General features: G+C 72.2%; 20 protein-coding genes and 7 pseudogenes. 15 read left to right on the top strand and 12 right to left on the bottom strand.

Annotated elements, in window-relative coordinates; genetic code table 11:
• Nucleotides 1-24: 24 nt before the first annotated feature.
• From WJ438_RS02750 to WJ438_RS02735, 4 genes and pseudogenes are all read right to left on the bottom strand, one after another.
• On the bottom strand, nucleotides 25-699 hold the full coding sequence (locus WJ438_RS02750) for a lactate utilization protein C (protein ID WP_406723802.1): 675 nt from the start codon (nucleotides 697-699) through the stop codon (nucleotides 25-27).
• Nucleotides 696-2192, bottom strand: coding sequence for a LutB/LldF family L-lactate oxidation iron-sulfur protein (locus WJ438_RS02745; protein ID WP_406723801.1), 1497 nt, complete (start codon nucleotides 2190-2192; stop codon nucleotides 696-698). The genes WJ438_RS02750 and WJ438_RS02745 overlap by 4 nt, the downstream gene beginning before the upstream one ends.
• Nucleotides 2189-2943, bottom strand: a pseudogene (locus tag WJ438_RS02740) ((Fe-S)-binding protein). The gene WJ438_RS02745 and the pseudogene WJ438_RS02740 overlap by 4 nt, the downstream one beginning before the upstream one ends.
• A gap of 70 nt (nucleotides 2944-3013) precedes the next feature.
• Nucleotides 3014-3429: pseudogene (locus tag WJ438_RS02735) on the bottom strand (FGGY-family carbohydrate kinase); the annotation flags it as partial.
• An 8-nt stretch (nucleotides 3430-3437) separates the two neighbouring features.
• Here WJ438_RS02735 and WJ438_RS02730 point away from each other — a divergent pair.
• The 6 genes and pseudogenes from WJ438_RS02730 to WJ438_RS02705 all read left to right on the top strand — a co-directional run.
• A pseudogene (locus WJ438_RS02730) lies at nucleotides 3438-3659 on the top strand (D-xylose ABC transporter ATP-binding protein); the annotation flags it as partial.
• A 20-nt stretch (nucleotides 3660-3679) separates the two neighbouring features.
• Nucleotides 3680-4192 (top strand): annotated as a pseudogene (locus WJ438_RS02725) (substrate-binding domain-containing protein); the annotation flags it as partial.
• 103 nt (nucleotides 4193-4295) lie between these two features.
• Nucleotides 4296-5597 carry an alpha/beta fold hydrolase gene (locus tag WJ438_RS02720; RefSeq protein WP_406723800.1) on the top strand — a complete coding sequence of 434 codons (1302 nt, stop codon included), beginning with the start codon at nucleotides 4296-4298 and terminating at the stop codon, nucleotides 5595-5597.
• Nucleotides 5598-5673: 76 nt separating this feature from the next.
• A complete protein-coding gene (locus WJ438_RS02715; RefSeq protein WP_406723799.1) occupies nucleotides 5674-6414 on the top strand; it encodes a PIG-L deacetylase family protein in 741 nt (246 codons plus the stop codon).
• A gap of 11 nt (nucleotides 6415-6425) precedes the next feature.
• The gene (locus tag WJ438_RS02710; protein ID WP_406723798.1) at nucleotides 6426-7355 is read left to right on the top strand and encodes a sigma-70 family RNA polymerase sigma factor; all 930 of its coding nucleotides are present in this window, start codon (nucleotides 6426-6428) and stop codon (nucleotides 7353-7355) included.
• Between the two features lie 43 nt (nucleotides 7356-7398).
• The gene (locus WJ438_RS02705; protein WP_406723797.1) at nucleotides 7399-8229 is read left to right on the top strand and encodes a pentapeptide repeat-containing protein; all 831 of its coding nucleotides are present in this window, start codon (nucleotides 7399-7401) and stop codon (nucleotides 8227-8229) included.
• Here WJ438_RS02705 and WJ438_RS02700 read toward each other — a convergent pair.
• Nucleotides 8191-9741: a cytochrome P450 gene (locus WJ438_RS02700; protein WP_406723796.1), complete on the bottom strand. Its 1551-nt coding sequence runs from the start codon at nucleotides 9739-9741 to the stop codon at nucleotides 8191-8193. The two genes, WJ438_RS02705 and WJ438_RS02700, sit on opposite strands and share 39 nt — an antisense overlap.
• A 160-nt stretch (nucleotides 9742-9901) precedes the next feature.
• Between WJ438_RS02700 and WJ438_RS02695 the strand changes: the two genes are divergently transcribed.
• The gene (locus tag WJ438_RS02695) at nucleotides 9902-10516 is read left to right on the top strand and encodes a TetR/AcrR family transcriptional regulator (RefSeq protein ID WP_406723795.1); all 615 of its coding nucleotides are present in this window, start codon (nucleotides 9902-9904) and stop codon (nucleotides 10514-10516) included.
• Between the two features lie 99 nt (nucleotides 10517-10615).
• A complete protein-coding gene (locus tag WJ438_RS02690) occupies nucleotides 10616-11344 on the top strand; it encodes a DUF2470 domain-containing protein (RefSeq protein WP_406723794.1) in 729 nt (242 codons plus the stop codon).
• A gap of 80 nt (nucleotides 11345-11424) precedes the next feature.
• Here the strand turns inward: WJ438_RS02690 and WJ438_RS02685 are convergent.
• The 3 genes and pseudogenes from WJ438_RS02685 to WJ438_RS02675 form a co-directional block, all read right to left on the bottom strand.
• Nucleotides 11425-12479, bottom strand: a pseudogene (locus WJ438_RS02685) (hypothetical protein).
• Nucleotides 12480-12535: 56 nt separating this feature from the next.
• Nucleotides 12536-13789 (bottom strand): aromatic acid exporter family protein, encoded by a 1254-nt coding sequence (locus WJ438_RS02680; protein ID WP_406723793.1) that lies wholly within the window; start codon nucleotides 13787-13789, stop codon nucleotides 12536-12538.
• A gap of 106 nt (nucleotides 13790-13895) precedes the next feature.
• Complete coding sequence (locus tag WJ438_RS02675; protein ID WP_406723792.1) at nucleotides 13896-14381, bottom strand: FBP domain-containing protein; 486 nt, start codon at nucleotides 14379-14381, stop codon at nucleotides 13896-13898.
• An 82-nt stretch (nucleotides 14382-14463) separates the two neighbouring features.
• Between WJ438_RS02675 and WJ438_RS02670 the strand changes: the two genes are divergently transcribed.
• The 3 genes from WJ438_RS02670 to WJ438_RS02660 all read left to right on the top strand — a co-directional run bounded on the left by WJ438_RS02670 (nucleotide 14464) and on the right by WJ438_RS02660 (nucleotide 16374).
• Complete coding sequence (locus tag WJ438_RS02670) at nucleotides 14464-14622, top strand: hypothetical protein (RefSeq protein ID WP_406723791.1); 159 nt, start codon at nucleotides 14464-14466, stop codon at nucleotides 14620-14622.
• Nucleotides 14623-14677: 55 nt separating this feature from the next.
• The gene (locus WJ438_RS02665) at nucleotides 14678-16000 is read left to right on the top strand and encodes an ROK family protein (protein ID WP_406723790.1); all 1323 of its coding nucleotides are present in this window, start codon (nucleotides 14678-14680) and stop codon (nucleotides 15998-16000) included.
• Between the two features lie 110 nt (nucleotides 16001-16110).
• Nucleotides 16111-16374 (top strand): hypothetical protein, encoded by a 264-nt coding sequence (locus WJ438_RS02660; protein ID WP_406723789.1) that lies wholly within the window; start codon nucleotides 16111-16113, stop codon nucleotides 16372-16374.
• A 309-nt stretch (nucleotides 16375-16683) separates the two neighbouring features.
• Here WJ438_RS02660 and WJ438_RS02655 read toward each other — a convergent pair.
• Nucleotides 16684-16944, bottom strand: a pseudogene (locus WJ438_RS02655) (histidinol phosphatase); the annotation flags it as partial.
• A gap of 106 nt (nucleotides 16945-17050) precedes the next feature.
• On the opposite strand from WJ438_RS02655, the gene WJ438_RS02650 reads away from it, so the two are divergent.
• Nucleotides 17051-17290, top strand: a complete 240-nt coding sequence (locus WJ438_RS02650; RefSeq protein ID WP_406723788.1) for a hypothetical protein — start codon at nucleotides 17051-17053, stop codon at nucleotides 17288-17290.
• A gap of 53 nt (nucleotides 17291-17343) precedes the next feature.
• On the opposite strand, the gene WJ438_RS02645 is transcribed toward WJ438_RS02650, so the two are convergent.
• Together WJ438_RS02645 and WJ438_RS02640 are read right to left on the bottom strand one after the other, a co-directional pair.
• Nucleotides 17344-17979: a VanZ family protein gene (locus WJ438_RS02645; protein WP_406723787.1), complete on the bottom strand. Its 636-nt coding sequence runs from the start codon at nucleotides 17977-17979 to the stop codon at nucleotides 17344-17346.
• Nucleotides 17980-18064: 85 nt separating this feature from the next.
• Nucleotides 18065-18727, bottom strand: a complete 663-nt coding sequence (locus WJ438_RS02640) for a DUF4230 domain-containing protein (protein WP_406723786.1) — start codon at nucleotides 18725-18727, stop codon at nucleotides 18065-18067.
• A 187-nt stretch (nucleotides 18728-18914) separates the two neighbouring features.
• Here WJ438_RS02640 and WJ438_RS02635 point away from each other — a divergent pair, with 187 nt between their 5' ends.
• The gene (locus WJ438_RS02635; protein ID WP_406723785.1) at nucleotides 18915-19868 is read left to right on the top strand and encodes a ribose-phosphate diphosphokinase; all 954 of its coding nucleotides are present in this window, start codon (nucleotides 18915-18917) and stop codon (nucleotides 19866-19868) included.
• A 48-nt stretch (nucleotides 19869-19916) separates the two neighbouring features.
• On the opposite strand, the gene WJ438_RS02630 is transcribed toward WJ438_RS02635, so the two are convergent.
• On the bottom strand, nucleotides 19917-20297 hold the full coding sequence (locus WJ438_RS02630; RefSeq protein ID WP_406729570.1) for an anti-sigma factor antagonist: 381 nt from the start codon (nucleotides 20295-20297) through the stop codon (nucleotides 19917-19919).
• Nucleotides 20298-20451: 154 nt separating this feature from the next.
• On the opposite strand from WJ438_RS02630, the pseudogene WJ438_RS02625 reads away from it, so the two are divergent.
• Nucleotides 20452-20592 (top strand): annotated as a pseudogene (locus WJ438_RS02625) (AraC family transcriptional regulator); the annotation flags it as partial.
• A gap of 274 nt (nucleotides 20593-20866) precedes the next feature.
• Nucleotides 20867-22435 (top strand): ATP-binding protein, encoded by a 1569-nt coding sequence (locus WJ438_RS02620; RefSeq protein ID WP_406723784.1) that lies wholly within the window; start codon nucleotides 20867-20869, stop codon nucleotides 22433-22435.
• The last annotated feature ends 127 nt before the right edge of the window (nucleotides 22436-22562 follow it).

Here is a 22562-nt window from a genome sequence, read left to right as displayed (position 1 = left end):
CACCCGCGACGTGTCACACCGGCCTCAGTCGACCAGGACGACCTCCAGGGTGCGTGGGCCGTGGACGCCCTCCACTCGGTCGAGTTCGATGTCGCTGGTCGCCGACGGGCCGGAGATCCAGGTGAGCGGGCGGGTCGGGTCGAGGCGTTCGAGGGCGTACGGGACGGAGGGGACGACCTGGGCGGCACGGACGACGCAGAGATGGTGGTCGGGGACGAGGGTGATACGGCGGCGGCCCTGGTCGGGCGAGCCGTCCAGGACGATCGTGCCGGTCTCGGCCACGGCGACCGCGCAGGCGGTGACCACGCTGTCGACCCGGTCCAGTTCGTGCGGGGTGCTCTCCGCCCGGTCCGCGACCCGCGTCACGTCGGTCCGCGCCAGCCAGGTCTCGTCCAGCCCCGGCGGGACGAGGACCGACGACACACCGCGCGAGGACAGGAGTTCGGCGACGACCCCGGCCAGACCGTCGGCGTCGGTGCGGTGCACGATCGCCCGATAGTCGGCCAGGTTCTCGGCGAGGAGGTCCATCGTTTCCGCGGGCGTGCGTGCGCCGTGCTCGCGGAGGTAGTCGCGGGGGACGGCCCGCTCGTAGTGGGGGTACCGCCCGGGCCGTTCAGGCACTGGGGGAGTTTCGGCGTCCCGCGGAACATCGGCGAGGGCGCGCCGCACCCGGCCCAGGATCCGTTCCCTGCTGCTCATTCCGCGGCTCCCTTCGCGCCGTCCCCGCCCCGCGTACGCTGCCACCAGTCCCGGAACGGCTCGGCGGGGACCGGCGGAAGGTCCCGTGTCCCGCTCCACGCCCGGCCGGGACCCGGCAGGGTGCGCGGGTGGAAACGGCGGGTGCGGGAGGCGAGGCGCTGGCCGGTGCGCAGCGCACCCGGACGCGTGAACGCCCAGCGCGCCGCGCGCATCGCCGCACGCTCGGCGGCGTGCCCCTTCGCGGGTTGCAGCACCACCTTGTTGCCGCCCCGGGTGACCTCGCCGCCCTCCACGATCCGTTCCCGTAGATGCACCAGCACCTCGGGGATGTCGATGGCGACCGGGCACACCTCGTAGCAGGCCCCGCACAGCGACGAGGCGTACGGCAGGGACGCGTCGATCTCGCTCGCCGTGCCCCGCAGTTGGGGGCTGAGGATGGCGCCGATCGGGCCCGGGTAGACGGAGCCGTAGGCGTGGCCGCCGGCCCGCTCGTAGACCGGGCAGACGTTGAGGCAGGCCGAGCAGCGGATGCAGCGCAGGGCCTGACGGCCGACCTCGTCGGCGAGGATGTCGGTGCGGCCGTTGTCCAACAGCACGAGGTGGAAGGCGCGCGGACCGTCCGCCTCGGTGGTGCCGGTCCAGGTGGACGTGTACGGGTTCATGCGCTCGGCGGTGGAGGACCGGGGGAGGGTCTGCAGGAACACCTCCAGGTCCTGCCAGCTGGGCACGATCTTCTCGATGCCGACGACCGAGATCAGCGTCTCGGGCAGGGTCAGGCACATCCGCCCGTTGCCCTCGGACTCCACCACCACCAGCGTGCCGGTCTCCGCGACCATGAAGTTGGCGCCGGAGATGCCGACCTTGGCGCGCAGGAACTTCTCCCGCAGGTGCAGCCGCGCCGCCTCGGCGAGTTCGGCGGGCGTGTCGGTGAGGTCCTCGGGCGCCGGGCGGCCCCAGCCACTCATCTCGCGGGCGAAGATGTCCCGGATCTCCCCGCGGTTGCGGTGGATCGCCGGGACGAGGATGTGCGAGGGGCGGTCCCTGCCCAACTGCACGATCAGCTCGGCCAGATCCGTCTCGTAGGCGCGGATGCCCGCCGCCTCGAGGGCCTCGTTGAGCTCGATCTCCTGCGTGGCCATCGACTTGACCTTGACGACCTCCGACTCGCCCGTCCCCTTGACGAGCCCGGTCACGATCCGATTGGCCTCGTCGGCGTCGGCGGCCCAGTGGACGGTGCCGCCCGCGGCGGTCACCGACTCCTCCAACCGCTCGAGGTAGTGGTCGAGGTGACGGAGCGTATGATCCTTGATCCGTTTGCCGGCCTCCCGCAGCTCCGCCCAGTCGGACACCTCCGCGACGGCCTTGGCCCGCTTGGCGCGGATGGTGTGCGTGGCGTGCCGGAGGTTGCCGCGCAGGGTGGTGTCGCGCACGGCCTCCCGGGCGGCGTTCGGAAAAGCGGGAAACCCAGGCATGCCGACGAACGTTCCACTCATACGGCCGGTTCCTCCCCGTGCTCGCCAGGATCTCCGCGAGGTGCACCGGCCGCATACCGGTGCGGAGCCTGGTCATCGTCCCCCCGATGTGCATCAGGCAGGAGTTGTCCGCCGCGCACAGCACCTCGGCGCCCGTCGACTCGGCGCTGCGCACCTTGTCGGCGCCCATCGCCGCGGAGACGTCGGGGTTCTTCAGCGCGAACGTGCCGCCGAAGCCGCAGCACTCCTCCGCTCCCGGCAGCTCGACCAGCTCCAGCCCCTTCACGGCCTCCAGGAGGCGCCGGGGCCGCTCGCCGAGCCCCAGGGAGCGCAGCCCGTGGCAGGTGGGGTGGTAGGTCACCGTGTGCGGGTAGTACGCACCGACATCCGTCACACCCAGCACGTCCACGAGGAACTCCGTGAGTTCGTACGTCTTCGGCACCACGGGCGCCAGCGTGGCCGCGAGGGTGTCCCCGCGCCCCTCCGCGCGGGCCCGCTCACCCATCCGCGGATACAGCTCCCGCACCATCGCCCCGCACGACCCGGAGGGTGTCACGATCGCCTCGTAGTCCCGGAACACCTCGGAGAAGCGGCGGGCCAGCGGTTCCGCCTCGTGCCGGTAACCGGTGTTGTAGTGCGCCTGCCCACAGCAGGTCTGCGCCATCGGGAAGTCGACCTCGACGCCCAGCCTGGTCAGCAGTCTCACGACGGCGCGCCCGGTGTCCGGATAAAGCGTGTCGTTGACGCAGGTCAGGAACAGGGCGACACGCATCGCGGCTCCTTGTGGATCGGTCATCGGGTGATTTCAGGGTAGTCCGAGGGGGTCCCGGGGCAGATCCCGGTCAGCACCGGGCGAGCCGGGACTGCGCGGCCTGCCACCGCCGCGTGTCGCCGCGCGGTTCGTACCGGGTCAGCGGCTGGGTACGGGTGAGCAGGCGCCGCATTCCGGCGAGGTCGCCGACCAGCCCGTGCGCACGGGCCTGCACGAGCACATCGCCCAGCGCGGCTGCCTCGGCCGGACCGGCCACCACCGGCACACCACAGGCGTCGGCGGTCAGTTGGCACAGCAGGGCGTTGCGGGCGCCCCGCCCACGAGGTGCACGACGTCGGCCGACCGCCCGGAGAGCCGCTGGGCGTCCTCGACGGCCCTGCGGTGCGCGAGGGCGAGCGAGTCGAGGACGCAGCGCGTGAGCTCGGCGGGGGAGAGCGGCACCGGCTGCCCCGAGGCCCGGCAGGTCTCCGCGATCCGTTCCGGCAGGGGCACCCACCCTGCGCGACGGTGTCTGGATCGCCAGTGAGCCGCTGAATGGCATGACCGAGGACGACATGGTGCGCCGCATGGTCGGCCGCGAACTCGAGGAGCCGTACCCCAAGCAGGAGGTGCGCCCCGGCGAAATAGCCCTGAGCGTGCGGCGGCTGACCCGCGAGGGTGTCGTCACCGACGTCTCCTTCGACGTGCGGCGCGGCGAGATCGTCGGCCTCGCCGGATGAGCTCCAGCCAGCGCACGCGCCACCTCGTCGACGCGGGACACCGGTCCCTCGCCTACGTCAGCGGACCGCCCGGCCCGAACCAGGTCCGGGACCGGCGCACCGGTGCCCTGAACGCCCTCGCCGAGGCGGGGCTCGGACCCCAGTCCCCGCGCGAACTGCCCACCGACCGCCTCGACGTCGCCGCCGGACGGGACGCGGGCGCCCGGCTGCTCGGCCTCGCAGACCGCCCCACCGCCGTGTTCTGCGCCAACGACCTGCTCGCCCTCGGCGTGCTCCAGGCCATGTACGCGGCCGGGGTCGGCGTCCCGGACGACCTGGCGCTCGTGGGCTACGACGACATCGAGTTCGCCGCCGCCGCGGCGGTCCCCCTCACCTCGGTACGGCAGCCCGCCGTCACCATGGGAGTGCTGGCGGCGGAGCTGCTGGAGGAGACGGAGACCGGGACCGCGGCGGTCGCACCCCACGAGCACCGGAGAGTCGTCCTGCGCCCGGAACTCGTGGTCCGGCGATCCAGCCTGTCGGCGCGCTGACCGACCCACGCGGCAAGAATTGCGTGATCCCGGGCTCGATGGCCGGACGAACATGTGTTGAACTGGGTCGCGGCCCGACAATCCGTTCGTCCCGGGAGCCCCGTTGACCGTCAGTTACCGCCAGCCCGGTGTCGTCCTCACCGACCACCGCTTCACCGTTCCCCTCGATCACGAAGATCCTTCGGGCGAGATGATCGAGCTGTACGCGCGCGAGGTCGTCGCCGGCGACAAGGCGGGCCAGGACCTGCCGTGGCTGCTCTACCTCCAGGGCGGCCCCGGATTCGGGGCGAACCGTTTCATCGGGCAGCAGGCCTGGCTCGGCCGGGCCCTGAAGGAGTACCGCGTCCTGCTGCTCGACCAGCGCGGCACCGGCCATTCCACCCCCGCCAACCGGCAGACGCTCCCGCTGCGCGGCGGCCCCGCCGCGCAGGCCGACTACCTCGCCCTCTTCCGCGCCGACTCGATCGTCCGCGACTGCGAGGCGATCCGCCCCCAGGTCACCGGCGGCGACCCCTGGACCGTCCTCGGCCAGAGCTTCGGCGGCTTCTGCACGGTCGCCTACCTGTCCACCGCCCCCGAGGGCCTCGCCACCGCCGTGATCACGGGCGGTCTGCCCTCTCTGGACGCCCACCCCGACGACGTCTACCGGGCCGCCTACCCGCGTGTCGAGCGCAAGGTCGGCGCCCATTACGTCCGCTACCCGCAGGACGTCGAACGCGCCCGCCGGATCGCCGACCACCTCCTCACCCACGAGGTCGTCCTCCCGAACGGCTACCGGCTCACCGTCGAGGCGTTCCAGTCCCTCGGCGTCCTCCTCGGCAGCGGCGACGGCAGCCACCGACTGCACTACCTCCTGGAGGACGCCTTCGTCCGCACCCAGGCGGGCCCCGCGCTGTCCGACGCGTTCCTGGAGCAGGTGCAGGGCCTGCTGTCGTACGCGGGGCACCCGCTGTACGCGCTCGTCCACGAGTCGATCTACGGCCAGGACGGCCGGGCCACCGCCTGGTCGGCCGAGCGGGTGCGGGCCGAGTTCCCGCAGTTCGACGCGGCGAAGACGCTCGCGGGCGACGGGCCGCTGCTGTTCACCGGTGAGTCCGTGCACCCCTGGACGTTCGACTGCGACCCCGCGCTGCGTCCGCTGCGCGAGACCGCCGAACTGCTCGCCGCCCGCACCGACTGGACGCCCCTGTACGACCCGGCCCGCCTCGCCGCCAACGAGGTCCCGGTCGCGGCGGCCGTCTACCACGACGACATGTACGTCGACACGGACCACTGCCTGCGCACCGCGCGGGCGATCCGCGGCCTGCGCACCTGGGTCACCGACGAGTTCGAGCACGACGGCGTACGCGCGGGCGGCCCCCGCGTGCTGGACCGGCTGCTGGCGCTGGCCCGGGACGAGGCGTGAGCGCGGGGTGACGTGCGACCCCGGTGCTCCGCGCGGGCCCCGGGGGGTTGTCGGTGGTACGGGTTAGTCTGCGGGCATGACCGAGGTGACGTTCACCCAACTCGAGCCCATGCCCGCCGACTGGCACCGCGCGCTGGCGGTGGTCGCCCACCCGGACGACCTCGAGTACGGCTGCACCGCGGCGATCGCGACCTGGACCGATGCCGGCCGTGAGGTCGCCTATGTGCTGGTGACCCGTGGCGAGGCGGGCATCGACACGCTGGAGCCCGCCGAGGCCGGCCCGATCCGGGAGCGGGAGCAGGTGGCGAGCGCGGCCGTGGTCGGCGTGTCGACCGTGGAGTTCCTGGACCACCGGGACGGCGTCATCGAGTACGGCACCGCCCTGCGCCGGGACATCGCCGCCGCCATTCGCCGCCACCGTCCCGAGCTGGTGATCACCCTGAACCACCGGGAGACCTGGAGCGACACGTTCTGGAACACCCCGGACCACGTGGCCGTCGGCCGCGCGGTGCTCGACGCGGCCGGAGACGCCGGCAACCGGTGGATCTTCCCGGAACTGACCGAGCAGGGCCTCGAACCCTGGAACGGTGTCCGCTGGGTCGCCGTGGCAGGCTCCCACATGCCCACCCACGCCGTGGACGCGGCCGCCGGCAGGGAGCGGGCGGTGCGCTCCCTGCTCGAACACCGGACCTACCTCGAGGCGTTGACCGACGAGGAGCCCGAGGCGTATGTGCGCGGCTTCCTGACCGGGAACGCCCGGGAGGCGGGCAAGCGGTTCGGGGGCCTGGCGGTCACCTTCGAGCTGTTCCCCCGGTGACGGGTGACGACATGGATGACGGCAACGCCACGGGCGAGAGGGGCACGTTCGCCCCGGACGCGCTGGCCGGGCGCTTCGAGGCGCATCGCGGGCACCTCAAGGCGGTCGCCTACCGGATGCTCGGCTCGCAGACCGAGGCGGACGACGCGGTCCAGGAGACGTGGCTGAGGCTGAGCCGGACGGAGGACACCGACGCCATCGGCAATCTCGGCGGCTGGCTGACCACCGTGACCGGCCGGATCTGCCTGGACCTGCTGCGGTCCCGCACCGCCCGCCGCGAGCAGCCCATCGACGAGACCTTCGTCCCGGACCCGGTGGTCGGACCCGTCGCACCGACCGATCCGGAACAGGAGGCGCTCCGGGCCGACTCCGTCGGTGTGGCCCTGCTGGTGGTGCTCGAGCACCTGGAACCCGACGAACGCCTCGCGTTCGTGCTGCACGACATGTTCGCCGTGCCCTTCGACGACATCGCCCCGGTGGTGGAGCGCAGTCCGGCCGCCACCCGGCAGCTCGCCAGCCGCGCCCGCCGCCGGGTGCGGGACGCCGCCCCGTCGTCCGATCCCGATCTCGGCCGGCAGAAGCAGGTGCTCGACGCCTTCATGGCGGCCGCACGCGGCGGTGACTTCGAGGCGCTCGTCGCCGTCCTGCACCCGGACGTGACCCTCAGGGCGGACGCGGGCACCCTGGTCCGTGGCGTCGCGGGATCCAAGGCCCTCCGGGGCGCGCGGACGGTGGCCGAGTCGGCGCTCATGTTCGCCCGGTACACCGCGGCGGCGCGTCAGGTCATGGTCAACGACTCGATGGGCCTCATCAGCATCGTCGACGGCAGACCCCAGTCGGTCATGGCCGTCACCATCAGCGGCGGTCGCATCACCGGCATGTACCTCCTGGCCGACCCGGAGCGGCTCGACCGACTGGCGATGCCCGGCCTCGGAGGGTGACCGCCGCAGTGGTGCCGACCTCTCGTTCCGTATGCTGAACGGCATGCCAGAAGAGAAGACCGGCCGACCGGAACTGCGCGGGGACTGCGAGGAGTGTTTCGGGCTGTGCTGTGTCGCTCTGCCGTTCACCGCGTCCGCCGACTTCGCGGTGGACAAGCAAGCCGGCAAGCCCTGCCGGAACCTGCGTGAGGACCACCGCTGCGGCATCCACGCGCGGCTGCGGCAGGAGGGATTCAGTGGCTGCACGGTCTACGACTGCTTCGGCGCCGGTCAGAAGGTCTCGCAGATCACCTTCGGCGGACAGGACTGGCGCACCGGGCCGCCGGAGCGGGCCCGCCGCATGTTCGACGTGTTCCCGGTCGTCCGGCAGTTGCACGAGCTGCTCTGGTACCTGACCGAGGCGCTCACCCTGCCCGCGGCGCGTCCGGTCCACGCCGAGCTGCGCCGGGCGCTGGAGAAGACCGAGCGGCTGACCCGCGAGACCCCTGACGAACTGGGCGCGTTGGACGTGGGCGCCCACCGGCAGGACGTCAACGTGCTGCTGCTGAGGGCAAGCGAACTGGCGCGGGCCGGGGCGCGCGGGCGCCGGAAGGACCGCCGGGGAGCGGATCTGATGGGTGCCCGCCTCAAGGGGGCCGATCTGCGCGGGGTCAGTCTGCGTGGCGCCTACCTCATCGCCGCCGACCTCACCGGCGCAGACCTGCGGGGCGCGGACCTGATCGGCGCCGACCTGCGCGACACCGACCTCACGGACGCCGATCTGACCGGGGCGTTCTTCCTCACCCAGCCCCAGCTGAACGCGGCCCGGGGAAGCGCCGGCACCAGGCTGCCCGGGTCACTCACCCGTCCCGCGCACTGGACAGCGGTGCGCTGACGGCGCGCCGCCGGGGCCGGGCGTCCCGGACGCGTTCGACGCCCCGGCCGCCTCGGCCCCGGCCGGCCCCACCGTCCGCCGCTCCGGGCGCAGCCGCAGTCCCTCCGGCATCAGCGTGAGCCGCTCGGTCACGCGCAGCCGGTAGTCCGGATCGGGCCGCAGCTCGTAGCGGCGCAGCAGCAGTCCGAGCACCAGCGTCGCCTCGTGCAGCGCGAACTGCCGTCCGATGCAGGCCCGCGCCCCCGTGCCGAACGGCTTGAAGGTGTGCGGCGGCCGGGACCGTACGGCCGGTGCGTCGAACCGGTCCGGGTCGAACCGCTCGGCGTCGGGGCCCCACACCCCGGGATCCCGGTGCAGCATCGGGGTCAGCACCAGCGTCCACGCTCCCCGCCGCATCGGGTGCTCCCCGGCCAGCACCGTGTCCGCACGGGCCTCCCGGGCGAAGGCGGGCGCGGTCGGCCACAGCCGCAGCGACTCGTCGAGCACCCGGCGGACGTACCGCAGCCTGGCCACCTGCTCGTAGTCCGGCGCGGCCGCGGAGCCCCAGACACGGTCCACCTCGGCGCGGGCACGGGCCGCGACGTCGGGGTGCCGGGAGAGGTGGTGCAGGGCGAAGGAGAGTGCGCCCGAGGTGGTCTCGTGTCCGGCGATCAGGAAGGTGATGACCTGCCGGCGGACGTTCTCGGGCGACAGCCGCTCGCCGGACTCGGGATGCGCGGTGTCCAGCATCCGGTCGAGCAGATCGCCCTTTCCGCCGCCGTCGGCGCGTCGGGTCCGCACCACGTCGTCGACGATGCGGTTGAGGTGGGCGATGTCGGCGGCGTTGCGCCGGCTCGCGTTCCGCAGCAGCAGCGGGGCCAGAGGCGTGGGCACGGAGTTCCGCCGCTGCGCGTAGGCGAGCGTGCCGACCATCGCGGTGACGAAGGGGTGCGGACGGGACCGCTCGAAAGAACCGAAGTCGTGCCCGAACCCGGTGCGTGCGATCGTCTCCAGCGTCAGCTTGGTCATGTCGCCGGGCACGTCCACGCTCCGGCCCGCACCGGCCGCGCGGTCCCAGTGGTCGGTCAGCCGCTCCGCCACGGCCAGCATCATCGTGTGATAGCGCGCCATGGCCTCGCGGTTGAACCCGGGGGCGAGTACGTCATGGGCGAGCTGCCAGTTGGGTTCGTGGTTGTACGCGGTGAACAGGCCGTCGCCCGCGACCGGCCGCAGATTGGCCACGCCCAGTCCCACATGCTTGGCGAAGCGCGCCTCGTCGGCCAGATCGGCCACCAGGTCCGCGCCCCACACGAACACGAACTCCTTGCCGAAGGCGTTCCGCCGGAAGATCGGCCCCAGTCGGCGGGCGTGGCGCATCGAGTCCTGCAGAGGAGTGCGCCGGTTCGAGCCGAGGACGTCCCCGAGGAGGGGGACCCGGTGGGGAGGATGCGGGATGCGGTGCAGTTCGGGCCAGCCCCGCTCGGCGCTGCGAAACCCCTTCGGCAGTCCGGTCGGTGTCGTCGTCTCCGCCATGCGATCTCCTTCGATCCGGCGAGGGCCTGCGACGCGGCGCGGTGTCCGCGGAACGCTGTGGTACGTGGGGGACGGGAAGTACGAGACGTGTTGTACACGGGTTCAATAGGGCGTCCCAGTCTGGTCCGGCGGTTGAACCGGCGTCAAGTAAGGTGCGGGGATGGCCGGGAACGAGGGCGAGGGCGGGCGCACGCGCCGTCGGCTCAGTACCGAGGAGCGTCGCGAGCAGCTTCTGTCGGTCGGGGCGCGGCTGTTCTCGGAGAGTCCGTACGACGACGTGTGGATCGAGCAGGTGGCCGAGATCGCCGGGGTCTCGCGAGGGCTGCTGTACCACTACTTCCCCACCAAGCGGGACTTCTTCGCGGCGGTCGTCGAGCGCGAGAGCGAGCGGATGCTGCGCATGACGGCGGCGGTGCCCGGCGCCCCGGTGCGCGGGCAGCTCGCGTCGGGACTCGACACGTACCTGGAGTACGTCCAGGCGCACGCGCACGGCTACCGCGCCTTCCACCGTGCCGACGCGGCGGGGGACCGGGCGGTGCGTCGGGTCTACCAGCGTGCTCTGGCCGCGCAGGAGCGGCAGATCCTGGAGGCGTTGGCGGGGGACCCCGAGTTCGGTCCGCTGCTGAGGCGGCGGCCGGACACGCGCCTCGCCGTGCGCGGCTGGCTGGCCTTCACCACGGCGGTGTGCCTGGAGTGGCTGCGCGGTTCCGAGTTGAGCCGCGAGGAGGTGCGCGATCTGTGTGCACGCGCCCTGCTCGGTGTTCTCACCTTCTGAGAAGGTGCGGAAAGGTCTCGCAAAGGTCACGCCGCCTGGTTGGCGTGCGCCCCGATCTTCGCTAGGTTAGGCAAGGCTTACCTAAGAGGAGGTTCGAGGATGGGTGACGACACGCGCGTCTGGACGGCCGAGCCCGGCGCGGCGGAACGGGCCCGCTCCGTGCTCACCGCCGCATGGTCCTGCGCGGTGACCGCGGAGGGCTTCCGGGAGGAGTTCGTCGGTGCGCAGGGGGTGAGCGACGACGGCCGCGTCCTGCTGGAAGTGCCCGAGGAGAGCGCGCTGCTCACCGCCGCGATCCGCGCGCCCCGCGGCGAACCGTCCGCCGTGCTGGAGTTCGCCGACGTCGCACCCGTCCCGGTACGGGAGAGGATCCGTGCCAGGCTGTGGCTCGCGGGCCGGTTCGCCGTCGAAGACGGCCGGCTCGCCTTCCGCGCTACGCGCGTGGTGCTGCGGCAGGCGTCCGGAGCCGTCGTCGTCGACCCGGACGAGTTCGCCGCGGCACGCCCCGACCCGCTCGCCGCCGCCGAGGCCCGGCTGCTGACCCACCTCGCCGACTGCCACGGTGACGCGGTCGAACGGCTCACCCGCCTGGTCGACCCGGGCAGCCTGCACGGCGCGGTCCGCGTGCGGCCGCTCGCCGTCGACCGGCACGGACTCACACTGCGCATCGAACGCGTCCGCACCGGCGGCGACGTACGGCTGCCGTTCCACCGACCCGCCGACGACCTCGGTCAGCTCACCGAGCGTATGCGTGTACTCCTCTCCCAGGCGAGCGCGGTGTCCTGCCCCCGTCCGCTGCAACGACAACGCGCCGACGGCGACGGCTGAGGCGGACTCCCGGCCCGCGGGCGTGCTCCACAGCCGTGCCCCCGGGCCGATCCGCCGTCGGAGATCCCGGCCGCCCGCGCCTACCAGTCGCCGTCCTCGACCGGCTTGCCCGGCGCGTCCCCGAGCGGTTTCACCTGATGCGGCGACGGGGGCTGCCAGGGCTCGTGATCGTCCCCGAGCCAGTCGCCTGCGGCTTCACCGACTGGAGCGGGCCGGCCGGGTCGAGGTCCCGCGCGTCCTGGTCGAAGTAGTCGAACCAGGGCAGCCCCGCCCGGGTGTAGGCGGCCCGGTCCACCGGGGACGGCGGCGGTGCCTCACCCGTGATGCTCCGCCACTGAGGAGGCGTCACCAGGTGGACGAACACGCGGCCCGCAGGCCGCTCGGACCAGTCCGTCAGCGGCCGGTCGTCCTGGTAGACCTCCTGCCGCATGGAACCACCGACACCGAGCCCCATGGCGGCGGCCCGGGGCGCGCCACCGAACGCCGGGCGTGCCGCGCCCGGCGCGGACGGCGCCGCCATGGCGGGCGCGGCACCGAAGCCGGCGGTGGGGGCCGGCAACCGCGCCCGCTCCGCCCGCAGGCGCTCCCGCTCCCGCTCCTCCTCGCGCCACCGGGCCAGCGCCTCCCCGTTCAGCGGGAAGGACTGCAACTGGACGCCGCCCCACACCTCCTCGCCGGTGACCTGGCCCTCGACGGTCGCGCCCAGACCCAGCGGCACGGCCACGAACTGGCGAACCGTGCCCTTCCCGGAGTTGATGCCGTCCAGCCAGGGCTGCCGGGGCAGCACCACGTAGTTCTGCGGGTCGCGAGCCTGCCGGTCGCTCCACGGGCGACCGGAGACCGCGCACACCTTGCCGACCCCCACCTGCAGCGCGGCCGGCTCCTTCGTGCCCGCGAAGCTCAGCCACATGGCCTCCCGCAGGTACACCGGGAGCATCACACCGCCGCGCGCCCGCCAGGCTTCGGGCACCGCCTCCGCGTAGTCCGCGACACGCCGTACCGGGAACTCGCCCAGGCCCGGCGGCAGGGCATGCGTTCCCGTCTCCGGCAGCCGCAGGGTACGGATGAACCGCACCGCCGCACCGCCCGGCAGCCGCAAGGTGTTCCCGTCGATCCGCACGGTGGTGTCGGTCATCCGCGCGCCCCCTTCGTGTCCGTGGCCGACGGCGTGCACACCCTCGGCCGGTTCCGTCACAGAGAACGCCCGGCGGTACCCCGCTGGTTCCGGCGCAGCCGGTCCGGAACGCGCAACCGCTCCCGCATCCGGGTGAGCCGCGGCAGGCGTTCACGCTGCTCGCGCGCGTGCCGGTCCAGCTCCTCCAGCAGCCGTCGCGAACGATGCTCGGTGTCCATCTCGTCGAGAATGCGGTTGGCCTCGGTCAGCAGCGCGCCGTGCAACTGCCACTGACGGGCGTCCCGCCGCACCCCCTCCAGCAGCAGCCGGGCCAGCCGGTCGCGGGTCGTGGCGGCCTGCCGCAGTTCCGCGATGAGCCGCTCCTCCGCGGACTCCGCGCTCGCGCTGACACTCGCGGTGACCAGCACCGAGAAGCTGACCACCGCATCGGAGACCTCGGACAGCAACTGCTCGACGGCGGCACCCGTCTCCGGCGGGAACAGGGGGTCCGGCTCGCGTTCCTTCGCGAGGTCGGTGAAGGTGCGCGCCAGCACCCGCAGGACGACCGTGCAGATCTCCAGGGTGTCCAGGCCGGTGCGCAGCACGACCCGGTGCAGCAGGCCCTCCCGCACCCGAGGGTTCAGCCGCAGGCTGTCCTCGGCCTGCCGGAGGTCCGCGTCCACTTCGGAGATGTCGTGATCGAGCCGGCGGGCCTCGTGCAGCCGGGCCGCCGCGCGGTGGTGGGGTGTGTGCTCGGCGGCCTGCTCGCCCAGGCGCAGCATCAGCTGCCGCACCCGCCGGGCCAGCGCCTCGATCGACTCACCGGCCTCCTCCACCCACACCGGAGGGGCCAGGATGAGGTTGAAGGCGAGCCCGACGACGGCGCCGATCAGCGTCTCCACGATCCGCGCCCACGCCGTGTCCCCGTGGTGGGTCACCCCGAGCACCAGCATCGCGCTGATCGCCACCTCGGGTACGAACTCGTCCACGCGTACGATGCGGCCGACGACCAGTGACGCCAGGATGAGCAGGCCCAGACTCCACCAGCTCAGCCCCACCAGCAGGCTGAAGAGGATGGCGACGACCACCCCGGTCACCACGGCGTTCACCCGGCGTACGCCGGTGGTGAGCGTGGAGAACAGGGTGACCTGGACGACGAGCAGAGCCGTCAGGGGAGCGGTGAGTGGTGCGGACTCCGGGCTCAGCCGCAGCGCGATGACGTAGGCGATCGTCGCCGCCGCCGCCGAGCGCAGCGTCTGCACGGCCACGGGATCGCGGCGCTGCTTGACGAACTCCCTGGCCGGCGACATCCACTCACGAACCACTCGCATCCTCCGACCGTTCCCCTTCCCCGGACGCATCGAACGTGTTCAGGGAGGACCGCGGTCGGCCGGGTGAGGAAACGGGACGATCGTGGACCAAAGTAGCAGCCGGGCGTCACACCTTGTCGAGGAAGGCATGGAGATTGTTCAGCGTGCGGGCGATCTGCTCCTCCAGTGTGAGGGCCTCCTCGAAGCGGAGTCCCGTCTCCGGGACCTTCTTGCCACGCAGGTAGAGGGAGCAGGCGAGGTCGGTGCACAGGTAGGCGCCGACCGAGTTTCCCTCGCGCCCGGCAGCGCCCGCCCGGCACGCGGTCATCAGGGAGACGCCGCCGCGCGGATGCGTCGTCAGGCACAGCGAGCACATGCTGCGGTGCAGAAAGCCGCGCCGGGCGGGCTGGAACCGCATGGCCACCCCGACCGGGCGGCCCTCGCTCGCGGCGACGAGATAACTGCGGTCGGGGCGCCCCCCCGCCAGCCCAGGAAGTCCAGCTCGCTCCAGACCCGCTCCCCGAGATCGTGGAGTACGGACAGATGCTTGGCCTCCCCCCTTCGAACAGTCGACAAAGGAACCGCGGATGTCTTGTTCGGTGAGTGATCTCATGGGGCTCTCCCGGCCTGGCCTTTCGAAACCTGGAGGCTCTGGTTTCCGGTCCGGGGTAAGGATCCCGAAGGAGCACGAGCCAGTGATTTTCCCCGAGGACGCTTCGCCGCGGGTCCGCGCGGCACTGCGTCATGTCACGGACCGCTCGGCCGGCCCGCCCCTCGACCCCGGGCTGCGCATCACGCTGAAACCGGAGGGAGCCGGGACGGCGTACTCCGGTGAGGTCGGCGAGCGTCGTTAGTTCACCGCGTTGAATAAGGGTGGGAGGAAGTCGCGCCGATCCGGTCCTCGATGGTATGTCGCAGGTCGGGCAGGGTTTCGGAAGGAACCATACGGCGGGGCGGAACGGGCGCACGGTGCGCGACCTCAGGCGGGCCAACCGTACGGCCGTGCTGCGACGGCTCTACTTCGACGGCCCGCTCAGCCGCTTCGGGCTCGGCCCGGCGACCGGGCTCAGTTCCGGCTCGGTGAGCAATGCCGTCGCCGACCTGATCGGTGACGGCCTGGTCGAGGAGGCCGGCAGCGTCGACTCCGACGGTGGCCGCCCGCGCACCCTGCTGCGGGTGGCACCGGTCAGCGGCCACATGATCGGCGTCGATGTCGGCGAGACCCGGGTGAGGGTCGAACTGTTCGACCTGGCCCTCACCGAACTCGCTCGAGCCGAGCGTCCGCTGGAACAGCAGCGCTACGAGGTCGAGGTCATCGTCGACCACATCCGCGCCGGCATCACCGAGGTGCTCGCCACCGCCGGCCTCGACGCCGAGCGGCTCCTCGGTGTCGGCATCGTCGTCCCCGGCATCGTCGAGCACACCCCCGACCGGGGCGCCGTCGTGCACGGGCAGACCCTCGGTCGGGACGCCATCGAGCTGGAGTCCTTGCTGCGCGGCGGCCCGCCCCTGCCCGAGGGCGTCCCCTGCTTCATCGACAACGGGACCAAGACCCTCGGTCAGGCCGAGATGTGGTTCGGGGCCGCACGCGGCGCCCGCAACGCCCTCGTGGTCCTCTTCGGCTCCGGCGTCGGCGCCTGCCTCGTCACGCCCGAGGTGGAGCACGGCCGCGCGGTCGAGTGGGGGCACCTGACCGTACGGGTGCGGGGCCGCCGTTGCCGCTGCGGCGCGCTCGGCTGCCTGGAGGCCTACGCGGGCGCCGAGTCGCTGCTCGCCCGGTGGCGCGAGGAGGGCGGCCGGGGCCCCGGCGGAACCGACGAGGAGACGGCGCTGACCTCGATGCTCGCCGCCTACCCCGCCGACGGCACCGCCGCCGACCCGGTCGCCCTCGCGGTGCTGGAGGAGACCGCCGAGTACCTGGGTGCGGGCCTCTCCGACCTGATCAACCTCTTCCAGCCGGAGCGCATCCTGACGGGCGGCTGGGCCGGCCTCCAGCTCGGCTCCCGCTTCCTGCCCGCCGTGCGCAAGCACGCCCTGTCCTACGCGCTGCGCCACCCCGCCGAGAACGTGACGATCGAGCTGGGCAGCCGCGGCCCCGACGCCGTCACCGTCGGCGCCGCGATCCTGCCGCTCGCCGACTTCTTCACCCGCGGTGGACGGCGCCCCGACCCGGACCCGCAGTCTCCGCCGCCCGCCTGGCGCAGAGCGCTGCAGGAACGGACGCCGCGCTGAGGTTTCCCCGCTCGCCGCGCAGGTACCCGCGCGGCAGCCCGAGCGACGGCGTACGGACGCCCCGTACACACCGGCCGTACGTGACGGCGTGCGGAGGAAGGGAGAGGACCATGACCGACCACCGCGACGAAGGACCGGGCGAGAGCGGCCAGGGCGTCCCCCGGGACCCGCCCGACCAGCAGGCCGGTGAGGGCGAGGACCCCTGGGAGGTCGTTCCCGCCACCGGCGAGGAGGAGTCCGCCGGGCCGGACGCGCCCGGTGAGCGGCAGCCCGACGTCCCCGACACGGACGAGGCCGGAACCGGCCGCCGGGGCGCGCCGCACTCGGCCTCCGCCAACCCGGACCAGCCGGTACCGGACGAACCCACCGCATGACGCGCGGCAGGTCTGCGCGGCGAACGCCGCGTGACCCGAGCCGTACGGGAAAAGTGGAAGCCCCGACCGTGACGGGGGAATCACGGTCGGGGCGGTCAGGCGGTGGGCACGGACGGCGGTCGCCTCTCGGCGGACGGCTCCACAGGGCTTCAGCCGAACGATCGTCCCCGTGGGCGGAAGGTGAGGCCCGGGGACACTGTTCCTTCCGCACCCACACCTGCTTCAACGGGGAGCGGCCTCTGGGTGTTCCAGCCGAATGCCCGAGTACGAGGTGGTGTGTGTCACCTCTGGTGTACTCCCATGCCGCGCTCCCGGGTCCAGTCCAGCAACCGCTCCAGGGGCCAGGCGGTGACCACCCGCTGGGGCGGCACCCGACACCACCTGCGCGGTCTTCGGACCGACGCCCTTGAGTGCCTCCAGTGAGTCGGCCGCGGCCCGCCGGCGCCCCTCGTCCGGGCCCAGCTCCACCAGCACCCGGGCTGCGGTGCGGAAGGCTCGGACGCGGTACGTCGGCGCCAGGGACCGCTCCAGCAGAAAGGCGATCCGGTCCAGCGCCTCGACGGGATCCATGGGCACCTCCTGGTTCCGGGGTTCCCAGGTCCGGCTGTCGGACTCCCGTCCGCCGGGTGACTTCCGAAACCCGCGCTCGTCCGGTTTGCGTCCTACCCTTTGATGCATGACGGAAAGCGGGAGCTTGTACATGGCCCATCCACGGATCATGGTGCTCGGCGTACAGCCCGGTACGCCGCCGTTCCGGATCATGGAGATCGACGGAGAGGTGATCGGTGAGGCGAGAACGATCACCGACGTGCTGCAGGCCGCCGCCGCGTTCGGGATCACGGTCCATGATCTTGACGACCCGGACACGGTGCGCTGGGTGGGCGGGGACAAGTTCACCTGGACCGTTCGCCAGTAGGCGCCGAGGAGAGCGGTGCCCTCCGCCCCGAGCCCGTGGTGGCGCCGCCCGGGTTACGTCTGCGCCCTGGTCTTCGGCTTGGGCCTGCCCTTGCCCTTGGACTTCGGCTTCCCCTCGGCGCTCGGCTTCGCGTCGGCCTTCGGCCTCCGTGCGTGCACGGCGCGGCTGAGCCGCCGTCCGAGCAGCAAGTACCCGATCAGCGCACCGGCGGTGTTCAGGATGACGTCGTCGATGTCGAAGGCGCGTCCGGTGATCATGGCCCCCTGCGCGAACTCCACCATGAGCATCACGCTCCCGGTCAGGAGCAGCACGCGCAGGAATCCGCGGGTACGCGGGGCCACCACCGGTGCGAGGACACCGAAGGGCATGCCCAGGAGGATGTTGCCGCCGACCTGGCGCACGGCGTCGCGCAGCGCGGGCTGGTCGAGATAGGCCCGCAGGGAACGGCCGGGACGCAGATTGGTGTGGATCAGCGCCTCCGAGGCGGGGGAGGGCTGCAGGGTGAGCCGGGCCAGCACCGCCGCGAAGACGACCATGAACGTGAAGGCACACAGCATCGCGAGCAGTCGGACCGGCAGGGGCAGCGGCCGCGACCCCTCGTTCCCGCCCCCGGCGCCGCGGGCGGGCCCAGGACCGCTGCCCGACGTGTGGCGCCACCCGAAGAGCCGGCGTGAGGCAGTACGGGGCATTCCGTCCTCCTATGGTCAACTGCTGTGCTGAACAGGTCAGTTACCCGGCGACGCGGCCATCACGCCGGCCCCGTGCCGGTACGGCTCAGTCGACGTAGGCGACCTCCACCTTCTTGAACCCCAGGGAACGCAGCAGCCCTTCGAGCATCCCCGTGGTGTTGGTCTCGGCGCGGGCGGTCAGCCCGCTCTCCTTCGCCGCGTCGCCGATGTGCCGTACCGCGAGCTTCTGCACGGCCTGCTCGCTGTTGGGGTTGTCCGAGAAGAGGTCACCGAGGCGGTCGAGCAGCCCGCGCTGCTTGGAGACGGCGTAGGAGCGCTCGGGGTCGAGTGCCGGAGTGCCCAGGCGGGCGTGCGGCAGCCGCAGGGTGGCGGACGTACGGTCCTCATCGACCTGTACGTCGTCCTTGCCGAGCTTTCCGAGGTCGACATAGGCGTCGACGGTGCCCGCGCCCACGTACAGGGTGCGGCTGCCGCGGACCGCGTCGGGCAGGAACTTGGCGTCCTTCTCCAGATCCACCACGACCTGGAAGTTGCCGGTAGCCGCGTCGTACCGGCTGATGTCCTGGATGGACTCCAGGAGCGCGGGGCCGGAGCGGTCCTGGGTCTCCGTGCCGAACAGGTCCTTCAGGCCCGGCAGTACGCTCAGCCGGATACCGGCGAACAGCACAGCGAGCACCACTACCACCGCGGTCAGTGCCTTCGCCCAGCCCGGTATGCGACCGGGGAGGCGCCTGATGGGAGTCGTCATGGTGACGGCCCTCCTTCCTGTTGACCGAATGCCCCTCACTTCCTCTTGCAGGCAGGGAAGTCGAGATGTGGAGGACGTCGCCGGGAGCACGTGGGGGGCGCACGCCGTACCGGCGCGGCGGACCGGGTGGCGGTTCGAGGCCGTAGCATGAGGCTTCCGGCCGACAAGATCATTCGAGGAGCCGACCGTGCGAGACATCGCCGTGTTCAGCGGCAGTGCCCATCCGGAACTGGCGGCGGAGGTCTGCGCGCATCTCGGTGTACCGCTCAGCCCGGTCCGGGCCAGCCGGTTCGCCAACGACTGCCTGGAGGTGCAGCTGCTGGCCAACTGCCGCGAGCGGGACGTGTTTCTGTTCCAGCCGCTGGTCAAACCGGTCCAGGAACACCTCGTGGAGCTGCTCCTGATGTGTGACGCGGCCCGCGGGGCGTCCGCCTCCCGGATCACCGTCGTGATGCCGCACTACTCCTACGCCCGCTCCGACAAGAAGGACGCCCCGCGCATCTCCATGGGCGGACGTCTGGTCGCGGATCTGCTGGTGGCGGCAGGCGCGAGCCGCGTCCTGGCGATGACCCTGCACGCACCGCAGGTGCACGGCTTCTTCTCGGTGCCCGTGGACCACCTGCACGCGCTGCGTGAACTGGCCGCGCATTTCCGCCAGTACGATCTGAGCCGCACCACCGTCGTCTCGCCCGACCTGGGCAACGCCAAGGAGGCGGCGGCGTTCGCCCGGCTGATCGGGGCGCAGGTGGCGGCCGGGGCGAAGCAGCGGTTCGCCGACGACCGGGTGCGGATCAGCTCCGTCATCGGCGAGGTGGCCGGGCGGGACGTCATCGTCCTGGACGACGAGATCGCCAAGGGCAGCACGGTAATCGAACTGCTCGACAGACTCAGGGAACTGGGCCCGCGCTCGATCCGCGTGGCCTGCACGCACGGACTGTTCGCAGCAGGCGCGCTCAAACGCCTGAGCGAGCAGCCCGACGTGCTGGAGATCGTGTGCACCAACACCGTTCCGGTGCCCGCCGACGAACACACGGACAAGCTGCGGGTCCTGTCCATCGCCCCGGCGCTCGCCGAGGCGGTACGCCGCATCCACAACGGCGAGTCGGTCAGCGCCCTGTTCGACGCCCCGCCGACCGAATAGCGACCCAGGGGCCTGCCCGGCATGATCCGCCGGACAGGCCCCTGGCCGTCACATCGGGCCGGGTGTGGCCCCGGGCTGTTCCAGGGCCGCGTCCAGGGTGGGCTGCGGGGGCAGCAGCCCGGCCAGGCCGGTGATCCGCAACAGACGCAGGGTCAGCGCGTGAGTGCACACGAGGTGCAGTCGGCCGTGCTGGTCCAGCACCCGCCGCCGGGCGCGGTACAGCAGGCGCAGACCCGAGGCGTCCAGGAACTCGACCCGGGTCAGATCGAGCACGACGAGGCACTTGGGGTCCGAGGTCGCCGCATCGAGGTGCGGGACGACCTCCGCCTCCGCGACTATGTCGATCTCGCCGCGGAACTCCAGCACTGTGTGTCCCCGCTCCTGGCGGACGCGGAGATACCGGGTAGGCGGTGCAGGTTGGTGCCGCACCACGCCATCGCCTCCAGCCTGCTCCTTGCACGGTGGGATCGGCCCCAACGCCGGTCCCTGCATTGAAAGTTACCCTTGAGCGGGTGGATGCAGGCATGTTTGAATGTCATATGTCTGCGAATTGCGGCCAAGCTCTTCGGGTGCCGACCGGTTCACTGCCGCCCGCCGCTTTCATGACGAGGCCGGTCTCGGCCCCGGCCGCCGGCTGATCCAGCCCGGAACCTCGCTGCGCCGGCATCCGCACGCCGTCACCGGAGTCTCCCCGCAGACCTACCGGCGCACGTTCCGGGCGGCACCCGAGCGAGCCGGCTCCGGTACGGCGAACTGTCGTGGGGGTCAACTGACCAGTTTGCAAGGAGATTTGAGGACCTCGCCTCTCCTCGGGAGCGTGACGGAACCCTCACTCCGCCGCCGCCCCCCGAACTTGATCCTTTTGTGGTAGGAACCGATAAGCTCCTTGTCAGCGCTGCGAGTTGAAGCGATCGTGCCGCGCCCGTTCGCGGTACTTACCCCTGAGTGCGATCCCTTGCACACCCCCCTGTTTGATCGTGTTGCTTCGAAGGATGCAGATGGAACTCGCCACTCCGCCACCGGCGGCGCGGCCCCCTGTCGCTTGGTACAGCTGGTGGTTGATGCCGCTGGGCCTGGGCAGCGGGACGATTGCCGCCACGTTCGTGAGCTCGGAGCGAATGACGGCGGCCGTCGCCGGCGCCGCCGTCACGGCGGCCGGAATGATATGCGTACGGCTGTTGCTCCGCACCCGGACCCGACTGGCCCGGACGGAGGACACCCTCCGTACCGCACAGGCCGCCCAGGAGGAGCGGTTCGCCGAGCAGAACGCCGCACACGAACGGCTCCTCGCCGACCGGGACACGGCACGCGAGGGCCAACTCGCCGACCAGGCAAAGTCCTTCGAGGCGCGGATCGCCGAACAGGCCGTCGATCACGAGGCGCGGATCGCCGAGCAGCGTGAGGCCCTGCGGGAGCAGCTGGCGCACCAACTGGCCGCGGTGACCCGGCTCGCCGACGAGCAGTTACCGGAGGCGATAGAGCGTCTGCGGGCCGGTGACGCCATCGACGACGTGCTGCCGAGCGTCAACCAGAACGCCGAGGTCGGTACCGAACTCCAGGCCGAACTGCGCAAGACCCTGCGGATCGCTCTGATGGCGCTCGAGGAGGAGTTCGACCGCTCCACCTCCGCCGAACAGGCCGTCATCAGCATCGGCAACCGCATCCACGTACTGACCAGCAAACTCCGGGGCCGGCTGCACGAGATGCAGGGCGAGCACGGCCGCCTCCCGGCCGTCGCCCGAGGCCTGATGGAACTCGACCAGGAGATCGGCCCCGCCGACTGTCTCGCCGCCAGCGTCGGCGTGCTCGGCGGTTCGGACCGGCCCGGCCGGCAGTGGCAGGAGCCGCAACGGCTGCTGAGCGTGATGCGCGGTGGCATCGGCCGGATCAAGGACTTCCACCGCGTCCAGCTGCGCCAGCTGCCCGACCTCGGCGTCGACGGCGGCCTGGTGGACCACCTCACGCTGATCTTCGCGCACCTGTTGGACAACGCGGCGCGCTACTCGCCGCCCACCGAGCCCGTGGTCGTCTCAGGCAAGGAGGTCCCGAACGGCGTCGGCATCGAGATCCAGGACTCCGGCAAGGGCCTGAGCGAGGAGAAGAAGCGCGAGGCCGAACACGCCCTCGCGGGCACCGCGCCCGGCGCGGGGATCGGCGGCATCACCGAGGACGCGAACATCGGCCTCAGGGTCGTCGGCGTCCTCGCCCGCCGCTACGGCATCCGCGTCACCTTCGCGGACTCGCCGTGGCTCGGCACCTCGGTGGTGGTCGTCGTACCGCACAAGTACTTCAGCCGGCCGCCCACGGCCGCCGCGGCGCCGACCGCTCCCGTACCGGAGGCCCCCGCCGTCCCGTCCGTCCTGCCGTGCACCGCGGTCGCCGACGACGGGGAGGCCGACCTCTGGCCGACCGACTCCGTCGTGTCTCCAGGGGCCGACGGGGCGCCGGCCACCACGCCCGGCGGGCTGCCCCGCCGCCGCAGCGCCAGGCGGGCCGGCCACCGTCACCCCCGTACCACCGGACGCGTCCTTCACCGGCCTCGCCGCCTTCGCCACCGCCGGACGTGACATCGCGGCACGCGACGAGGGGGCGCACGATTCCGGAGAACGCGACACCGGCGCGGCGTCCGAAGCGGCCACCGCCGGTGACACCCCCGCAAAACGCGAGTCCACCGAGCACCGCACCGAGGAGAGC

The sequence above is a fragment of the Streptomyces sp. GD-15H genome (assembly GCF_045291515.1).
Taxonomy (GTDB): Bacteria; Actinomycetota; Actinomycetes; order Streptomycetales; family Streptomycetaceae; genus Streptomyces.
Note: the sequence above shows the minus strand (reverse complement) of the source record. Positions and strands in the feature narration are given on the sequence as shown.